General features: G+C 59.1%; 15 protein-coding genes and 1 tRNA gene. 6 read left to right on the top strand and 10 right to left on the bottom strand.

What is annotated here, in order from left to right:
- Positions 1-97: 97 nt before the first annotated feature.
- Positions 98-496 (bottom strand): DNA-directed RNA polymerase subunit omega, encoded by a 399-nt coding sequence (gene rpoZ / locus FBZ97_RS13920; RefSeq protein ID WP_069616142.1) that lies wholly within the window; start codon positions 494-496, stop codon positions 98-100.
- Between the two features lie 311 nt (positions 497-807).
- Here rpoZ and FBZ97_RS13915 point away from each other — a divergent pair, with 311 nt between their 5' ends.
- The gene (locus FBZ97_RS13915) at positions 808-1,392 is read left to right on the top strand and encodes an NYN domain-containing protein (protein WP_069616141.1); all 585 of its coding nucleotides are present in this window, start codon (positions 808-810) and stop codon (positions 1,390-1,392) included.
- 300 nt (positions 1,393-1,692) lie between these two features.
- On the opposite strand, the gene smpB is transcribed toward FBZ97_RS13915, so the two are convergent.
- The gene (gene smpB, locus FBZ97_RS13910) at positions 1,693-2,172 is read right to left on the bottom strand and encodes an SsrA-binding protein SmpB (RefSeq protein WP_069616140.1); all 480 of its coding nucleotides are present in this window, start codon (positions 2,170-2,172) and stop codon (positions 1,693-1,695) included.
- Positions 2,173-2,300: 128 nt separating this feature from the next.
- Positions 2,301-3,185, bottom strand: a complete 885-nt coding sequence (gene dapA / locus FBZ97_RS13905; protein ID WP_145320611.1) for a 4-hydroxy-tetrahydrodipicolinate synthase — start codon at positions 3,183-3,185, stop codon at positions 2,301-2,303.
- A gap of 217 nt (positions 3,186-3,402) precedes the next feature.
- Between dapA and FBZ97_RS13900 the strand changes: the two genes are divergently transcribed.
- Positions 3,403-5,454, top strand: a complete 2,052-nt coding sequence (locus FBZ97_RS13900; protein WP_113333820.1) for a lytic transglycosylase domain-containing protein — start codon at positions 3,403-3,405, stop codon at positions 5,452-5,454.
- Positions 5,455-5,580: 126 nt separating this feature from the next.
- A complete protein-coding gene (locus tag FBZ97_RS13895; RefSeq protein ID WP_145320613.1) occupies positions 5,581-6,474 on the top strand; it encodes an alpha/beta hydrolase in 894 nt (297 codons plus the stop codon).
- 126 nt (positions 6,475-6,600) lie between these two features.
- On the opposite strand, the gene FBZ97_RS13890 is transcribed toward FBZ97_RS13895, so the two are convergent.
- From FBZ97_RS13890 to FBZ97_RS13875, 4 genes are all read right to left on the bottom strand, one after another.
- The gene (locus FBZ97_RS13890) at positions 6,601-7,668 is read right to left on the bottom strand and encodes a porin (protein ID WP_145320615.1); all 1,068 of its coding nucleotides are present in this window, start codon (positions 7,666-7,668) and stop codon (positions 6,601-6,603) included.
- Between the two features lie 447 nt (positions 7,669-8,115).
- Positions 8,116-9,177: a porin gene (locus tag FBZ97_RS13885; RefSeq protein WP_145320617.1), complete on the bottom strand. Its 1,062-nt coding sequence runs from the start codon at positions 9,175-9,177 to the stop codon at positions 8,116-8,118.
- A gap of 541 nt (positions 9,178-9,718) precedes the next feature.
- Complete coding sequence (locus FBZ97_RS13880; protein WP_246661782.1) at positions 9,719-10,003, bottom strand: Atu4866 domain-containing protein; 285 nt, start codon at positions 10,001-10,003, stop codon at positions 9,719-9,721.
- 35 nt (positions 10,004-10,038) lie between these two features.
- A complete protein-coding gene (locus tag FBZ97_RS13875; protein ID WP_145320621.1) occupies positions 10,039-10,767 on the bottom strand; it encodes an SDR family oxidoreductase in 729 nt (242 codons plus the stop codon).
- A gap of 118 nt (positions 10,768-10,885) precedes the next feature.
- Here FBZ97_RS13875 and FBZ97_RS13870 point away from each other — a divergent pair, with 118 nt between their 5' ends.
- Positions 10,886-11,800, top strand: coding sequence for a LysR family transcriptional regulator (locus tag FBZ97_RS13870; protein WP_145320624.1), 915 nt, complete (start codon positions 10,886-10,888; stop codon positions 11,798-11,800).
- A 72-nt stretch (positions 11,801-11,872) separates the two neighbouring features.
- Here FBZ97_RS13870 and FBZ97_RS13865 read toward each other — a convergent pair.
- From FBZ97_RS13865 to FBZ97_RS13855, 3 genes are all read right to left on the bottom strand, one after another.
- Positions 11,873-11,962 (bottom strand) — tRNA-Ser (locus tag FBZ97_RS13865).
- Positions 11,963-12,091: 129 nt separating this feature from the next.
- Positions 12,092-13,309 (bottom strand): FAD-dependent oxidoreductase, encoded by a 1,218-nt coding sequence (locus tag FBZ97_RS13860; RefSeq protein ID WP_145320625.1) that lies wholly within the window; start codon positions 13,307-13,309, stop codon positions 12,092-12,094.
- 136 nt (positions 13,310-13,445) lie between these two features.
- Positions 13,446-14,564, bottom strand: a complete 1,119-nt coding sequence (locus FBZ97_RS13855) for a Gfo/Idh/MocA family oxidoreductase (protein ID WP_145320626.1) — start codon at positions 14,562-14,564, stop codon at positions 13,446-13,448.
- Positions 14,565-14,798: 234 nt separating this feature from the next.
- Here FBZ97_RS13855 and FBZ97_RS13850 point away from each other — a divergent pair, with 234 nt between their 5' ends.
- Together FBZ97_RS13850 and iolC are read left to right on the top strand one after the other, a co-directional pair.
- The gene (locus tag FBZ97_RS13850; RefSeq protein ID WP_145320627.1) at positions 14,799-15,671 is read left to right on the top strand and encodes a MurR/RpiR family transcriptional regulator; all 873 of its coding nucleotides are present in this window, start codon (positions 14,799-14,801) and stop codon (positions 15,669-15,671) included.
- A 179-nt stretch (positions 15,672-15,850) separates the two neighbouring features.
- Positions 15,851-17,785 (top strand): 5-dehydro-2-deoxygluconokinase, encoded by a 1,935-nt coding sequence (iolC, locus tag FBZ97_RS13845; RefSeq protein ID WP_145320628.1) that lies wholly within the window; start codon positions 15,851-15,853, stop codon positions 17,783-17,785.
- Positions 17,786-17,799: the final 14 nt, after the last annotated feature.

Raw genomic sequence — 17,799 nt, 5'->3', positions numbered from 1 at the left:
AAAGCTACTCCAGCAAAAACAAAAGCGCGCCAGTCATATGACCGGCGCACGCATTTTCCCATCATATCGCTCCTGCCCGGAGCATCAAGATCGACGATCAGTAATCGTCGCTTTTTTCCGGCGGAACCAGACCTTCGATACCGGCCAGAAGCTCTTCTTCCGACATCTGATCGAACGTAACAGTTTCCGGCAGATCTTCCTCCTCGTCGCTGGAGGCGGAAGCGCCGGCGGCGAGCAGGCTTGCGGGATCGGGCTCAGGCTCATCCACTTCGACATGCTTCTGCAGCGAATGGATGAGATCTTCCTTGAGATCGTCCGGCGACAGCGTCTCGTCGGCGATTTCGCGCAGAGCAACAACCGGGTTCTTGTCGTTGTCGCGATCGATGGTGATCGACGAGCCCTGCGAAATCAGGCGGGCGCGATGGCTGGCGAGCAGCACGAGCTCGAACCGGTTCTCTACTTTATCAATGCAATCTTCTACTGTGACACGGGCCATTGCCTGTCCTTTGCGGTCGTGATGTCGTCATCATGTCTCGGAGTAGCACGCCGATACAAGCAAACGATGGCAAATTCAAGTTTTTCCTGTTTCAGCGCCTTTGCACCCTTCCGGAAAGTGCTAAAATTCTCCCAGACAAACAACGATTTCTACCTTGGATTGCTTGGAATATCGCATTGCGTGCCCTAAATCTGGGTTATATGAATAATTCATAAAGTAATACGAATTATTCTGCAACGCCCTACAAGGCATTGTTTTAGCTTGTGTTTGAATGAAGTGATTACGTTTTTATAACAGTGGATATGTAAGAGATGTTTGACCCACGCGAAAAAATTGCACTCTTTATAGATGGCGCCAATCTCTACGCTGCATCCAAGAGCCTCGGCTTCGATATCGACTACCGGAAGCTCCTGAAAGCATTTCAGAAACGCGGCTATCTGCTGCGCGCTTATTATTACACCGCCCTCATCGAAGACCAGGAATATTCCTCCATCCGGCCGCTGATCGATTGGCTCGATTACAATGGCTACAAGGTCATTACCAAGCCGGCCAAGGAATTCACCGATTCCATGGGACGCCGAAAGATCAAGGGCAATATGGACATCGAGCTGGCGATTGACGCCATGGAGCAGTCCGAAACCGTCGATCATCTGGTGATCTTTTCCGGCGACGGCGATTTCACGACCCTCGTTGAAGCTCTCCAGCGTCGCGGACGCAAGGTATCGGTCATCTCGACCATGGCGACCCAGCCGCCGATGATCGCCGACGATCTGCGCCGCCAGGCCGATCATTTCATCGATCTCGTATCGCTGAAGGCCGAAATCGGCCGCGAGGCTTCCGAGCGTCCACAACGTCCCGCCGAACCGACACCGGCCGCTTCGGATGACGAAGAATAATTGGGACTGGCTGCATCTGACAGGTTCGCTGGCCGCCGGAGAGTAGTTGCGCGCAGCGGAAGCGTTTGCAGTTGCCGCGGCAGTTGGCCCTTCGCTAGGGCATCCTGAGCTCGCCGAAGGGGCGTTCGTCGCTGCAATCGACTGACGCGCAGCTGTGGTTGCGCAGGGGATGGTTGTGGACGCCGGGAAGCGTTTCGTATTTGCCGCGACAGCCGGCCCTTCGCTAGGGCTCAGGGCGTTCGTCGCTGCAATCGATTCACTGGATCGATTGCTCGGGCTTTGCCCGACCGCTCCTCACCCTCACCCATTGTCCTTGAGCAGGCGGCTCTTCTGCCTGTTCCAATCGCGCTCCTTCTCGGACTCGCGCTTGTCATGCAGCTTCTTGCCCTTGGCGAGGGCCAGTTCCAACTTGGCGCGGCCGCTGTCGTTGAAGTAGATTTTCAGCGGCACGAGCGTCATGCCTTCGCGATTGATGGCCGAGCGCAGCCGGCCGATTTCGCGGCTGGAAAGCAGCAGTTTGCGGCGGCGGCGCGGCTCGTGATTGAAGCGGTTCGCCTGCAGGTATTCCGGCAGATAGGAGTTGATCAGCCAGATCTCGCCATCCTCGTCCGAAGCGTAGGACTCTGCAATATTCGCCTTGCCTTCGCGCAGCGACTTGACCTCGGTGCCCTTCAGCACGAGCCCTGCTTCGTAAGTGTCGATGATCTCGTAGTTGAAGCGTGCCTTGCGGTTCTCCGCCACAATCTTCTTCACCACACGCTGGCTGCCTTTGGGTGCCATGATTCTTCTTCTTTTCTTGCGTCATTCCGGCAGCGGCCGAACGCGCGCCTGTCCCCTAAATAAGCGAGACCGCCCTCCTTGTGAAGAGAGCGGCCCGGCAGAGTTTCGGCAGCGCGCCTGTGACGCCGTTAGTTCAGGAGACCGGCATGGCGCATGGCCGCGTTGATCGCTGCCTCCGTGCCCGGCTCCAGGGTCGACAGGAGCGGCGAGCGCACGTTGCGGCTCATGCGGCCAAGACGCGAAAGACCGTATTTGGCGCCGCAGAGACCGGGTTCGAGGAAGATCGCCTTGTGCAGAGGCATCAGGCGATCCTGATATTCGAGAGCCTTGGCATAATCGCCTGCAAGGGTGGCCGCCTGGAATTCGGCGCAAAGGCGCGGCGCGACATTGGCGGTGACCGAGATGCAGCCGACGCCGCCATGGGCATTGAAACCGAGCGCCGTCGCATCCTCACCGGAAAGCTGGCGGAAATCGCGGCCGCAGCTGATGCGCTGTTCGGAGACGCGTTCGATCTTGCCGGTCGCATCCTTTACACCGACGATATTGGCGTAGGCCTTGGCAAGCGCGCCCATCGTCTCCGGCGTCATATCGACCACCGAGCGGCCGGGAATGTTGTAGATATAGATCGGCAACTTCACCGCTTCCGCGATCGCAGCGAAATGCGCGTAGAGGCCCTTCTGCGTCGGCTTGTTGTAATAGGGTGTCACGACCAGCACCGCATCGGCGCCGACCTTTTCGGCATGTTGCGCCAGCTCGATCGCCTCGCGCGTGTTGTTCGAGCCAGCGCCCGCCATCACCGGGACGCGCTTGTTGGCGATCTCGATGCAGAGCTCGACGACGCGCTTGTGTTCATCATGCGAGAGGGTGGGCGATTCACCCGTCGTTCCAACGGGCACCAGTCCCTTGCTGCCCTCTTTTATCTGCCAATCCACATGCGAGGCGAAGGATGCCTCGTCCACCTTGCCGGCGTCAGTAAAGGGCGTAACGAGAGCGGGAATGGATCCCTGGAACATGCAAGTCTCCTAGCGGCGCGGCATTCATGCTTCAGCCGCAATCCATGGTTATGAATCCGCGCACCATAAAGCGCCGGCTTGACGGCGACAAGCACGCTTTGAATGGTAAAGGGCAGTTTCCGATATCATAATTGATTGAAATTCGGACCACCGGTAAGGTTTCGTTAATATAGCATTTGGCAAATGGAAGGGGCCTGTTTGTTTTGTGAGTAGCCGGATGAAGAGACCTGTCATGATCTGGACCGCCGTGGGCTTGGCGGTCGCCTGGGGCGCGGTTGCCTCGCAACTTCCCGGCCAGCAGATACCAACGAGCGCCAACGCCTATGTCGCCATGGCGCCGGACCCCATGAGCACGGCCGCGATCCCGCGTGGCGGCACCATCGCGCCGGTGAGCGGAGACCTGAAGGCAGGCCTCGACGCCCTTTCCAACAAGAACCCGATGCAGGCGCTCGCCATCCGCAACGGCATGGGTGAAGGCACGCTCGATCGCCATATCCTGACCTGGGCAATTGCGACTTCGGGCCAACCAGGCATTCCCTCCGGCGAGATTGCCGCCGCCGCCCGCGAGCTTCAAGGCTGGCCGGGCCTCGGCAGCCTGCGCGCCAATTCCGAGCGGGCGCTCTACATAGAAAATCCGGCAACGGATCAAGTCCTTGCCGCCTTCGGCAGCTCGCAGCCGGAGACTGTGGAGGGCAGCATCATCCTCTCGCGTGCTCTTATGGCACGCGGCGCGTCGGCACAGGCCGGAAAGCTGATCCGCAAGATCTGGCGCGATGAGCCATTGGACAAGCCTCTCGAGGACAAGATCCTTGCGGAATTCCCCAGCCTGCTTTCGCCTGCCGATCACAAGGCGCGCATGGATTATCTGCTTTACCGCGACCGGACCGCGCAGGCCAAACGCTTCGGCGATCTCGGCAAAGCGCAATCGCTCTATAAGGCGTGGGCGGCGGTCAATGATCGCTCGCCGAAGGCCGATGCGCTGATCGCAGCCATCGACGCGCAGTGGCGCAAGGACCCCGCCTATCTCTTCATGCGGATCGAAAACCTGCGTCGTCAGAACAAATATGACGATGCCGCCAATCTTCTGGCGCAAATGCCCAAAGACCGCAGCGTGCTTGTCAGCCCCGGCGCATGGTGGGCCGAGCAGCGCATCGTCAGCCGTGGCTTGGTGGATCAGGGTGAGTTCAAGGCCGCCTACCGCGTCGTCGATGCCAGCGTCGCAGAAAGCCCGCAGGATGTCGGCGAGGCCGAGTTCCATGCCGGCTGGTACGCTCTGCGCGGCCTGCAGGACGGCGCAAACGCGTCAGCCCATTTCCGCAAGATCCTGCAGGTCTCGAACGGCCCGATCTCGCAATCGCGCGGCTGGTATTGGCTCGGCCGTGCCGCCGAAGCGGGCGGACCGGGCAAGGCTGCCGATTTCTACGCGAAGGCCGCCTCCTATCCGAGCACCTTCTACGGCCAGCTTGCCGCCGAGAAGCTTGGCCGCCGCACCCTCAACGTCACCTATCCCTCGCCCTCGGCTACGGATCGCCAGCGCTTCCAGGGGCGTGAGGCGGTACAGGCGATTTCGCGGCTTGAGGCCGCAGGGCACGGATGGCGTGCCGATGCGCTCTATCGTGCGCTCGCGAAACAGCTGGATAGTCCCGGCGAAGTCGCCATGCTGGCTGCCCGCGCGGAGCGTTCCGGCAATCACCAGCTTTCGCTGCAGATCGGCAAGATCGCCTATGGGCGCGGCATCGACGTCGCTGCACTCGCCTTCCCGATCGGCGTCATTCCGGACAATGCGAATATTTCCGGCTCCGGCAAAGCGCTAGCCTATGCCATTGCCCGGCAGGAGAGCGCCTTCAATCCGGCCGCCGTTTCCTCTGCCAATGCCCGAGGCCTGCTGCAGCTGCTGCCGAAGACGGCAAAGGCGGTTGCCGGCCGGCACGGCATGGCCTTTTCCGCCGACAAGCTGACGCAGGATGCGGGCTACAATGCCACGCTTGGCGCTCATTACCTCGGCGAGCAGATCGACACTTTCGGCGGCTCCTACATCCTGACCTTCATCGCTTACAACGCAGGGCCGAACAAGGTGCCGGAATGGATCAGCCGCTATGGCGACCCGCGCGGCAAATCGCTCGACGATGTGATCGACTGGATCGAGCGCATCCCCTTCCCCGAGACCCGCAACTACGTGCAGCGCGTGATGGAAAACTATCAGGTCTACAAGGCCCGGCTGGGACAGAAGACCGACATCGTACACGATCTGGTTGACGGCCGCGGCTAAGCCCCAGCACTATCGCAAAGCAGCCGTCCGGCCTTGCGCGATATGCTTCAGTCAACAACCGCAGTTGTGAAGGCTAAGAAAATGACGTTACATCCCTCGTGATAGCCAGAGCACGAGGGATGGCGCATGCGCAGCGACGACGAAAGCGGTTTTCTTGTCAGAACGATCGCAGCGGAAGATGGCCTGAAGCTCCATGTGCGGGACTATGCCGGTGACGAGACGACCACGAAGGCCAGAATACCCGTCTTCTGTCTGCCCGGCTTGACGCGAAACTCGCGGGACTTTCATCAACTGGCGCTGCTTCTGTCACAGGACCCGGTGGCCCCGCGCAGGGTGATCACGCTCGATGCCCGCGGGCGCGGGGCATCCGAATGGGATGAGGACAAATCCCACTACAATCTCATCGTGGAAGGGCAAGATGTCCTCGCGGTTTGCGCTGCGCTCGGGATTCATCAGGCCATCTTCATTGGCACCTCGCGCGGAGGCCTGGTCCTTCATATGCTAGCGGCCAGTCGGCCCGATATCCTCAAGGCGGTGATTCTCAACGATATCGGTCCAGTCCTCGAGAAGATCGGATTGGCGGATATCCGCGATTATCTCAACCGGGACAAGAAACCCGCCGATTGGGACGAGGCGATCGAGATCCTTCGGGAGAACCATGGCGGCGCCTTTGGCGGACTCGACGAGAAGGATTGGCACGACATGGCACGGGCAATCTATGCCTTTCGTGACGGCAAGCCGATTGCCGATTACGATCCCGCCATCGCAGCGCAGATGCAGGCACTCGACCTGAAGGCGCCGATTCCAGACCTCTGGCCGCAATTCCAAGCGTTTCAAGATATTCCGCTGATGGTGATTCGCGGGGAGAATTCGAAGCTTCTGACACAGACCACAACAGACGAGATGGCAAGCCGCCATCCTGGAATGGTCATCAAGATCGCGAGAGGACAAGGACATGCCCCGATTTTACATTTGGGCGATGTACCGGATGCGATCCGGCATTTCATCTCGGGATTTTGACAACAGGTACCTGCGCACGATTGGACATCCGCCCAAGGCAAAAGGCCCGGTTGGGAAACCGGGCCTTCCCTCTTCCGATCGGAGGTCTGATCGGAAGATCTGTCGAATTCGATTCGGCGAACCGAATTAGAACGTACGCTGGAAGCGCAGGATACCTGCCCAGGTGTCCTTGTTGACGGCGTCGTAGTTGACGTAGGTGACTTCCGGCTCGATCAGCAGATCCTTCACCGGGTTCCACTTGACGTTCGTCGTTGCGGCGAAAGTCTTCAGGTCGTCGTAGGAAAGCTGGAGGTTCCACTTCAGCTTGTCGTTGACCGGAACGCCAACGCCGCCCCATACGGCCCAGTCACCCCAACCGAGGCCAGCACCGCCGGCACCGGCATACTTGTTGAGCTTGTCGCCATCGGTGTTCCAGCCGCCCATAACGAAAGCGGTGAGAACGCCGAAGTCGGCATCGATACGGGCCTTGACAGCGCCTTCTTCGACGATCGAGTCATAACCACCGACGACGCGGAACTGCCAGGCGCCGGCCTTGTAACCAACACCGGCGACAACGTCAGGCAGGTAGTGGTTCGTGCTATCTTCGCCGTTTGCACCAGTCGCGCCCGTACCGGAATTGGAATCTTCCAGCGAGATCACAGCCGTGAAGCCATTGCCGGCGTCATACTTGTAGGTGATCTGGTTCAGTTCGTCGGTGTTATTGATGCCGTATTCGATCACGTCGTCGTTGATGACGTCGCCGGCATAGCCGAGGAAGGTCGAGTAGACCGAATCGGCCTTACCGACGAGGAAACCACCCAGGCTGATATTAGCCCAAAGCAGCTTGGTCGTGGTGGCGTTGCCGTCATTCCAGTCCCAACGAACAACGGTATTGGTCTTCAGCGGGCCGTATTCGGTGTCGGTGGCAGTGTCGAGAGAGAGTTCGGCGCGGGTATGCCAGTAGGTACCACGGGCACCTGCGTCCTGGCCAGCCTTGTAGGCGTTGTACCAGCCGCCTTCGGTACGGACGCGGCCGCCGATCTTGAGGCAGGTTTCCGTGCCCGGGATGAAGAAGTAGCCAGCGCCATAGGCATCGCAGATGCGGACGTATTCCAGCGGCTCCGGCTCAGCAGCGACGATCGCGTCAGCAGCATGAGCACCGGATACTGCTGCCAGCGCAGCAGCGGAGCCGAGAAGAAGGCTCTTGATGTTCATAGTAACTCCAGTTCCAATATCGATTAGGTATGACAATTCACGCCGAGAAAATCGACGCGCCCTACCCCACCTGGTTTTAAAGTTGACCCCTGATCTGGGAGAACCAAGACGCTAAGTCTCGCTTCCGATTTGGAACCTACAGATCGTTTTTTTCAGAGCAATATCAGAGATAAACTATGAACAATTGTGACGGCGGTTTCAAACGCGTGCGTTGCACAAAAATCACGTCGCAAAACTGTCATACTATCGACACGTTAGCAGCCGAAAACTACTTCAGATTACTTGAAAGAGATGCGCAACCACGGGTCGATCGCGCCGAAAAAGAGCATAGAGCGCTCTCAAGACTGAACTCTAATTGTCGATATTCTCAAATAAAGAAAGCCCAGCTATTCGCCGGGCTTTCCATCATCGTAGTGAACAATCTTAAATGACCGAGGTCAGATCAGATTAGAAAGTGCGCTCGAAGCGCAGGATACCAGCCCACTGGTCCTGATTGATGGAGTCCCAGTTGGTGTAGGAGACTTCCGGCTCGATAAGCAGGTTCTTGACCGGGTTCCACTTGACGTTCGTGGTAGCGGCAAAGATCTTCGAGTCGGTGTAGGCGAGCTGGAGGTTCCACTTCAGCTTTTCGTTGATCGGAACGCCAACGCCGCCCCAAACAGCCCAGTCACCCCAGCCGATACCGGCAGCATCGCCAGCGCCGTTCGAACCAGCGTACTTGTTGAGCTTGTCGCCATCGGTGTTCCAGCCGCCCATCAAGAAGGCCGAGAATGCGCCGAAGTCGGCGTCAACACGAGCCTTAACGGCGCCTTCTTCGACGATCGAGTCGTAACCGCCGACGACCTTGAAGCCCCATGCGCCAGCCTTGTAGCCAACACCTGCGACAACGTCAGGAGCGTAGTGGTCGGAGCTGTCTTCGCCGTTGGAACCGGTAGCACCAACGCCCGAGTTGCTGTCTTCGAGCGAGATCACAGCCGTGAAGCCGTTGCCGGCGTCGTAGTTGTAGGTGATCTGGTTCAGTTCGTACGGGCCGTCATAGACCACGTCGTCGTTGATGACGTCGCCGGCATAGCCGGTGAAGACGTTGAACTGCGAGTCCGTCTTACCAACCGTGAAGCCGCCGAGGCTGATGTAAGCCCACAGCAGGTTGGTCTTGGTGGCGTTGCCGTCGTTCCAGTCCCAACGGATGATGGTTTCAGTCTTCAGCGGACCGTATTCGGTGTCGGTCGCGGTGTTGACGTTCAACTCAGCGCGGGTATGCCAGAGCGTGCCCAGACGAGAATTCGGGTTGTAGGCGTCGTACCACTGACCTTCGGTACGAACCTTACCGCCGATCTTGAGGCAGGTTTCCGTGCCCGGAATGAAGAAATAACCAGCACCGAATGCATCGCAGATACGGACGTATTCGAGCGGCTCCGGCTCAGCAGCGACGATAGCGTCAGCCGCATGAGCACCGGATACTGCTACGAGTGCAGCAGCGGAGCCGAGAAGAAGGCTCTTGATGTTCATATTGACCTCCAGTCAAAGTTTTATCTCGAGAATGAGAACTACCCGAAGGTATTCCCTGTCCCATCCTCGTGTTTCAAGAAGTGGACGATCAATCGCCCTCGCTTCCGAGAGTGAAAATACAAGACGTGCACTGTCACGCAATCGACATTTTCGCGGAACAGGGGATTTGCGTAAGCCTTCCGCAAGTCCTGTTGCCGAAAGGACACAAGTCAGCAACACGGCGGCCGCAATTATTTAGACTTCATTAAGAAACTCCTTAATCTACCGGCACTTACGCGCGCAGTGAAAATGGTCCCCGCTGATTGGAAAAAGGCATTGGAATGGCCTTTCCATGGCTAACCGGCGGATTTTGCTGGGTTTGGTAAGCTCTGTATGACGCTTGCCTCGCCGACCCACCCGGGATCGACAGCCACTGGCGGGTCTGGCCCTCGTCCCAAAACGACGCAAGGACGGGGAGATTCCTTGAAATGGCCGATTCGACTGCGACGTGTAGGCATTGAGCAAGGCCGAGCCGCCAATGACCAGATATCGCCTCACACCGTCATTTCCTTCGATAGAGGATCATTCCGGCGTGATGAAGCACGCCATCGATGAAATCGCCATCGGCAGTGAAACCGGTATCGTCCCAATAGTCGATATGATCGCCCCTCACCACGTAGCGCCCCTGATAGGCACGCTCGCGGCTTCCCCGCGCTTCGATATATCGGCCATTTGGCAGGAGTTCATGACGGATATGATTGTCGGCCGTCGTCCACATGCCGACGTAAGCATGTATCGGTGTCTTCATTTCGATTCGATCCTCGGAAAGGGCAGGCAGCGCGAACACGACGCCGGACAGGGTGAGAGCAAAGAGAGCGCGAATCAATGTGCCGCCCGCGTCGGGCGAACGACGATCTCATTGACATCCACATCATCGGGCTGCTCGACGGCGAAGCGTACCGCGCGACCGATGGCATCGGGCGTTAGCGCGACGGCCCGATAGGACTTCATCGCTTCGGCGGCCACTGGGTCGGTGATCGTCTCGGCCAGCTCGCTCTCGACGACGCCCGGATGGATGCAGGTGACCCGGATATCGCGGCATTCCTGGCGTAGCCCATCGGAGATAGCCCGAACGGCGAACTTGGTTGCGCAATAGACGGCGGCAGTCGGTGAGACAGCCAGCGCGCCGATCGAAGCGATATTGATGATGTGGCCGGTGCCGCGTGCCGCCATTTCCGGCAGCACCGCCGCAATGCCGTAAAGCACGCCCTTGATATTGACGTCGACCATTCTGTCCCATTCCTCGACTTTCATCGAAGCCATCAAGGAAAGCGGCATGATGCCGGCATTGTTGACGATCACATCGACGCGTCCCCAGACCAGGCGTGCCGCCTCTGCAAAGGCGGCTACGTCAGCCCTATCTGTGACGTCGAGCCGGCGGGTCATGACCGTGCCGCCCATTTCCCGAATCTCGGCCGCCAATGCTTCCAATCTATCGATGCGCCTGGCGCCCAACATGACCTTTGCGCCGGCGGAAGCGAGTTCGCGGGCGATGCCCGCACCGATGCCGCTGGAGGCACCCGTGACGAGGATGACTTTATCGATAGGCATACGATCACTCCTTGCTATGTGAACGGTTCTCTCCTGGAATCGCTATAGGGAGGATACAGAGTCTCATTGTCGTGATAAGCGATCCATTCAGTGACAGCTTGGAAAGTAATAATTACCAATGTGGCCTGATCTCAATGCTCTCTCCGTCTTCATTCTCGTCGCTCAAGAGCGCAATTTTCGCGCTGCTGCCGATAGGCTCGGCGTCACCCGGTCGGCGGTCAGCCAGACGATCCGGCGATTGGAGGAGAGCATGGGCATCGCGCTGCTGCAGCGCACAACCCGCAGCGTCAGCCTGACAGAGGCTGGCGAACGGCTTTATGCGGACATAGAGCCGGCGGTATCGGACATACGCACCGCGATGGAAAAGACGGACGCATTGCGGACGCGGCCCCGCGGCCAATTACGGCTCGCCGTTTCATCGATCGCGGAGCGATTTCTCTCCGGCGATTTTCTAGCGGGCTTTGCGGCCGCCAATCCCGAGATCCAGCTCGACATCACCGTCACGGACGAGGAATTCGACATCGTCTCGGAAGGCTATGACGCCGGCGTCCGGCTTGGTGAAGTCATCGATCAGGATATGATTGCCGTACCCGTCGCCGGAGACGAACGGCAATTGGCCGTCTGTTCGCCGGCCTATCGCGACCGATTCGGCATCCCCGCGCATCCGAAAGAACTCTCCCTGCATCGATGCATAGGCTGGCGCCCCTCGCCAAAGGCTGTCCCCTACCGCTGGGAGTTTACGGAAGAAGGCAAGGAATTCCGGATGGAAGTCGCGCCGGAGGTGACGACGAATGACATGGGCGTAATGATCAAGCTGGCTGTCGCCGGAGCGGGAATCACATTCGGCATGGAGGAAAGCTTTCGTGCTTTCATCGAGAGGGACGAGCTAGTGCCGATCCTGGAGGAATATTGCCCCTATTTCCCTGGCTTCTACCTCTATTATCCCAATCGACGGAACATGGCTCCGAAGCTGCGGGCGCTCATAGCATACCTGAAGCGCTACGAAGGCTTTGCAGGCCGAAATTCCCGATAACAACTGGCCTTGATCGGTTTGGCAGCGCCAAGATCGCGGGCCGTCGTCTATAGGGTACGAAAATCGGGAAAATGGCGGAGAAGATGGGATTCGAACCCACGATACCATTTCTGGTATACTCCCTTAGCAGGGGAGCGCCTTCGACCACTCGGCCACCTCTCCGGTGCGGCCCTGATAGGGCCATTCATTTATCGACGCAAGCGCTTTTTCGCGCTTGTGTACGTTCTTTCTGTGATTCAGCAACAGGCGATTGTCGCCCGAAGCATACTGCGGCCGGCTCGAAAATTCACATCAAGCCAGCAGCTGCTTCAAATCCGCGGCCGGGTCGGCGAGGATCTCCCTGGACGGATTGGCGCCGATTTCCAGCAGCTTTTTGCCGGTCACATAGGCCTTTGCGTCGTTTATCGCGTCGACGGCTATGAAACGGCCCTGCTTGAAATACCAGACGGAAGCCGCGCCCTCGCGGGCGCCCGGACGCAGCAGCGTCTCGTCGTAACCCAGATTGAAACCGGCGATCTGCAGCTTGACGTCATATTGATCCGACCAGAACCACGGCTTCGGGTCATAGGCCTTTTCGTTGCCGGCTATGATTCCCGCCGCGGCTTCCGCCTGGTCGACGGCATTCTGCACGGATTCGAGCCTGATACGGCCACCCTCCCATGGCAACTCCACGCAATCACCCATGGCGAAAATTGCGGGATCGGAGGTGCGGGCAAACGAATCGACGACGATGCCGTTGCCAACCTCAAGGCCGGCCTCCTTGGCAAGCCTATCATTGGGAGCTACGCCGATGCCGACGACGACGAAATCGACATCGATGGTAGACCCGTCGGACAATTCGGCGGCGGCAATATGGCCGTTGCGGCCGATGAGCTGCTTCAGGCCGGTCTTCTCGCGAATGACCACATCGTGCTTTTGATGGATGGCCCGGAAAATATCGGCCGTTTCCTTGGCCGCCACCCGCTGCAATATCCGGTCGCCCATCTCGATGAGCGTGACCTCAAGGCCGCGATGGCGCGCGACAGCGGCTGCCTCGAGCCCGATATAGCCGCCGCCGATGATAAGCACCCGGCGTCCAGGGCGCATCTCGCCGGCAAGAAGATCGGCATCGCGCTTGTCGCGGGCGAGATAGACGCCTTCGAGCGCGCCGCCGACGGAGGGCGGCAGGCGGCGGGGCGTCGAGCCCGTCGCAAGCGCCAGCGTCTCATAATCCAGCCTGGAGCCGTCCTGCATGACGATCTGCTTTGCGGCACGATCGATCTGCTCGACCCAGGTGGACACACGAATCTCGACATTATTGTCGGCATACCAATGTTCAGGCCGGAACAGCAGGCGATCAAAAGTCATTTCGCCGAGCAGATACTTCTTGGTCAGTGGCGGTCGCTGATAGGGAAGATTCTCTTCAGCACCGACGATGGTGATCGGCCGCGAATCACCCAACCCGCGCAATTTGGCAGCGAGCGCGAAACCCGCCTGCCCGGCCCCGATAATGACCAATCTGCCCGTCACGATCCGTACTCCATTGTTATTATGGCGAGCCCCAGTATGGACGCGCTCGTAGGATTCAGGGGTAACGCCTGCATCCGCAAGCGTCAATCACGACTGACCCTGCGCCCCGGATCGGGAGAAAGTTAGGCCGACAGGCTCAGCCTGATATTTCGACCCAGCGGCGCTCGTGGAAGGATTGCGCCATGGCGTGCACCGATTTCTCGATTCGCAGCCCATCCTTGAAAGCCACGACTGACGCAGCTTCGCCCCCTATGGCTCGGATCAGCTCGCGGCATTCGATGATCTTCAGATCGTTGAAGCCAAGGCCGTGGCCAGGCGCCGGGATGAAGCGGTCATAGGGTTTGTGCGCGGGTGCGGCCAGCACCTTGCGGAAGCCCTGTTCGCTGTCCCTGCCCTCGGCCTGATAGAGCTCGAATTCGTTCATGCGCTCCTGGTCATAGGAGATCGAGCCCTTGGAGCCGAAGATCTGCAACGCGATCCGTCCCTTGCGGCCCCAGGCGGAGCGGTTGGCCATGAGAACCACGGAAATGCCGCCGCCAAGCCGCATCAGCACATTGGCAAGATCGTGATTTTCGACCGCGCGGCTGCCACCATCCTTCAACGGCCGTTCGGCATAGGGCTTCACCATGTCGGTAATGACAGCTTCCACATGGCCGAACAGGAACCAGAGCAGCGAAAGCGGATGCACGGCGAAATCATCGAGAGCGCCATAGCCGGAAGCAAGTTCGCTCTTCCAATAGAATAGCCCGTTCGGATCGGCCATGAAGTCCTCGTCCATCTCGACGCGGACGTGATTGACCGCTCCGATCGCGCCTTCCGCAATCAGCGCCTTGATGTGCCGCATAACCGGGTTCTGGATATAATTGTAGCCGAGAATGGCAACCTTGCCCGAGGCCTTGGCCGCAGCCAGCATGCGTTCGGCATCGCCATAGGATGGCGCCATCGGCTTTTCGCACCAGACATGCTTGCCGGCTTCAAGGGCTGCGATCGCCATTTCCGGGTGGAACTGGTTGGGGGTCGTGACCGAGACAACGTCGACATCCGGGTCTGCAATCAGATCTCGCCAGTCGGCCGTTGCCTTTTCGAAGCCGAATTCGTCGCCGCGCGCCTTTGCCAGATCGGCATTGGCTTCGGCAAGATGCACCAGGCGCGGCCGCGCGACATCGCCGAATACTGTTTTGACCGCATTCCATGCCAGTGCATGGCATTTGCCCATATAACCGGTGCCGATCAATCCAACGCCCAACGGCTTCATTTACCCTTCCTCCTCAAATCCGCTCCCGAAGTTGCGCGATTTTTGGAATATTTAGACCGTTTTGACAAGCACACTCATGGCATCGGCATCTCTTCCGCAGGCAGAAATTCATATTTACACGTTTAAAATCATGAACTTAAAATTATTCGTGCCGAACGATTCAAAATCCGGTATCGTTGGAAATATGGAACGTTTGTTTCATTACGGGGCATTGGGGGAGCTAAAGGACGGTGCATGGACAACAATATTGAGACGCAGACCAAGGTACCACGCGACTTCGAAAGCCTGCGCAGCACCATTATAGAGCGCAAGAATGCCATGCCGAAGCGGTTGGCCCAGGTTGCCGCCTTTGCGCTCGGCAATCCCGATGAGATCGCCTTCGGCACGACGGCCAGCATCGCCGCTGCCGCCGAAGTTCAGCCTTCCACATTGGTGCGCCTTGCTCATCACCTCGGCTATGAGGGCTTTTCCGATCTTCAGAGCATCTTTCGTGAACGGCTGCGCGACCGGACGCTGAGCTATGAGGAGCGGCTGGTAACGCTCGAACGCTCCGGCATCGAGAACGAAGAGGCCAGCATTCTCTCGGGCTTCCTCTCTGCGGCGAGCCAATCCGTCAACAAGCTCGCCGCAACCATCGAGACCGACACCTTCGCCAAAGCCGTCGACGTGCTTGCAGCGGCCGAGACGATCTATCTCATCGCCAAGCGCCGCTCCTATCCGCTGACGGCACATATGACCTATGCCTTCTCCAAGCTGAACATTCGTCACCAGATCGTCGCCTCGCCGAACGGCATCGACGGCGAGATCACCCGCTTCGCAACGGAGAAGGACGCCGCCATCGCCGCGAGCTTTTCGCCCTATGCCGCCGATAGCCTGGCGCAGGCACAGGATCTCGCCTCGCGCAACGTCCCGGTCATCGCCATTACCGATTCGGCATTTTCGCCGCTTACCGCCTGCGCCGACTACTGGCTTGAAGTGGCGGAAGCCGATTTTGCGGGTTTCCGCTCGCTATCGGCATCGATGGCGCTGATCATGGCCTTTCCTGTCGCCATCGCCGAGCGCCGTCGAAAAGGTGCGACAAAAGCCGATAAAACGAAAATGGAATAAACATTCCGAATTGACAAAATCTCGGAACCAATGTTTCACTACAACCAAGATCACGGCCGCGGGAGATGGCTGCCAGATCCATAGCAACCGGGACGAAACGAACACCGGCACTTTCAATAACGCATGATCTCGGCGCAGGCTGAAAAGCAAAAGAGGTCATGCTCCGACGGGAGGACATCATGGCACACGACAATTCTGGCGCTGGGCCGGACGCAAAACTCGATGTGATCACCATCGGCCGCTCCTCCGTCGACCTTTATGGTCAGCAGATCGGCTCGAAGCTCGAAGACATCGCCTCTTTCGCCAAATCGGTCGGCGGCTGCCCGGCCAATATCGCCATCGGCACGGCGCGGCTCGGCCTGAAATCCGGCCTTATCACCCGTGTCGGCGACGAGCAGATGGGCCGCTTCATCCGCGAGCAGACCGCCCGCGAAGGTGTGGCCGTCGACGGGATCGCAACAGACAAGGAACGGCTGACGGCGCTGGTGCTGCTGGCGGTCGAGGCCGAAGGCGTCTCGCCGATGATCTTCTATCGGTCAGATTGCGCCGACATGGCGCTGAACGAAGAGGATATCGACGAAGGCTTCATCAAGTCCTCGGGCGCCGTTCTGGTCTCCGGCACGCATTTCTCCAAGCCCAATACCGAAGCGGCCCAACGCAAGGCGATCCGTATCGCCAAGGCGAACGGCCGCAAGGTGATCTTCGATATCGATTACCGGCCGAACCTCTGGGGCCTCGCCGGCCATGCCGAAGGCTTCGAGCGCTATGTGAAGTCGGATCGCGTGTCCTCCAAAATGAAAGAGACCTTGCCGGATTGCGACCTGATCGTCGGCACGGAAGAAGAGATCATGATCGCCTCTGGCGCCGACGACGTGCTCGGCGCCTTGAAGGAAATTCGCCGTCTCTCGTCCGCCGTCATCGTGCTGAAGCGCGGCGCCATGGGCTGCATCGTCTATGAAGGCCCGATTTCGGACGATCTCGAAGCCGGTATCGTCGGCCAGGGTTTCCCGATCGAGGTCTTCAACGTCCTCGGAGCGGGCGATGCCTTCATGTCCGGCTTCCTGCGCGGCTATCTGCGCGGCGAGCCCTTGAAGACCTGTGCCACCTGGGCGAATGCCTGCGGCGCCTTCGCCGTCTCGCGCTTGCTCTGCTCGCCGGAATATCCGACCTGGGCTGAGCTCGATTTCTTCCTGAAAACGGGCAGCAAGCATAGGGCGCTGCGCAAGGACGAGGCAATCAACCACATTCATTGGGCGACGACCCGCCGCGCCGATGAAATCCCGCTGCTGATGGCGCTTGCGATCGACCATCGCTCGCAGCTCGTCAGCGTCTGCGATGAACTCGGCATCGGCCATGATAAGATCGTCGCCTTCAAGCGACTGGCCGTCGAGGCGGCAGCTCGTGTGGCCGACGGCCGCCCCGGCTACGGCATGCTGATCGATGAGCGCTTCGGGCGCGACGCCTTCTTCGATGCGGCAACCAAGAATTTCTCCTGGATCGGCCGTCCTGTCGAACTGCCGGGATCGAAGCCGCTGAAATTCGAATTCAGCCAGGACATCGGCTCCCAGCTCGTCGAATGGCCGCTCAATCATTGCATCAAATGCCTATGCTTCTACCATCCGGACGATCCGCAAGAATTGAAGGCGGAGCAGCAGGAGAAGCTGCGGACCCTGTTCGAGGCCGCGCGCAAGGTAGGACGCGAACTGCTGGTGGAAATCATCGCCAGCAAGAACGGACCACTGACCGACGATACGATTCCGAGGGCAATGGAAGAGCTCTATGCACTCGGCATCAAGCCGGACTGGTGGAAGCTGGAGCCGCAGGAATCGACGGCTGCCTGGAAAAAAATCGATGCCGTGATCGCCAAAAATGATCCATGGTGCCGTGGTATCGTCCTGCTCGGCCTGGAGGCGCCGGCGGAAGAACTGATCCGCAGCTTCGAGGCGACGCTGGCGGCTCCCTCGGTCAAGGGCTTCGCCGTTGGGCGGACCATCTTCTCCGACGCGGCCCGTGCGTGGCTCTCGGGTGGCATGAACGACGAGGAAGCGATTGCCGACATGGCCGGCCGTTTCCGGCAACTGACGGACGCGTGGCTCAAGACTCGCGGCCTGTGAGAATCTAGCATTTG

The sequence above is a fragment of the Rhizobium sp. ERR 942 genome (assembly GCF_007828395.1).
Taxonomy (GTDB): domain Bacteria; phylum Pseudomonadota; class Alphaproteobacteria; order Rhizobiales; family Rhizobiaceae; genus Rhizobium; species Rhizobium dioscoreae.
The sequence above is the reverse complement of the archived record's forward strand: the minus strand, read 5'-3'. Positions and strand labels throughout refer to the sequence as shown.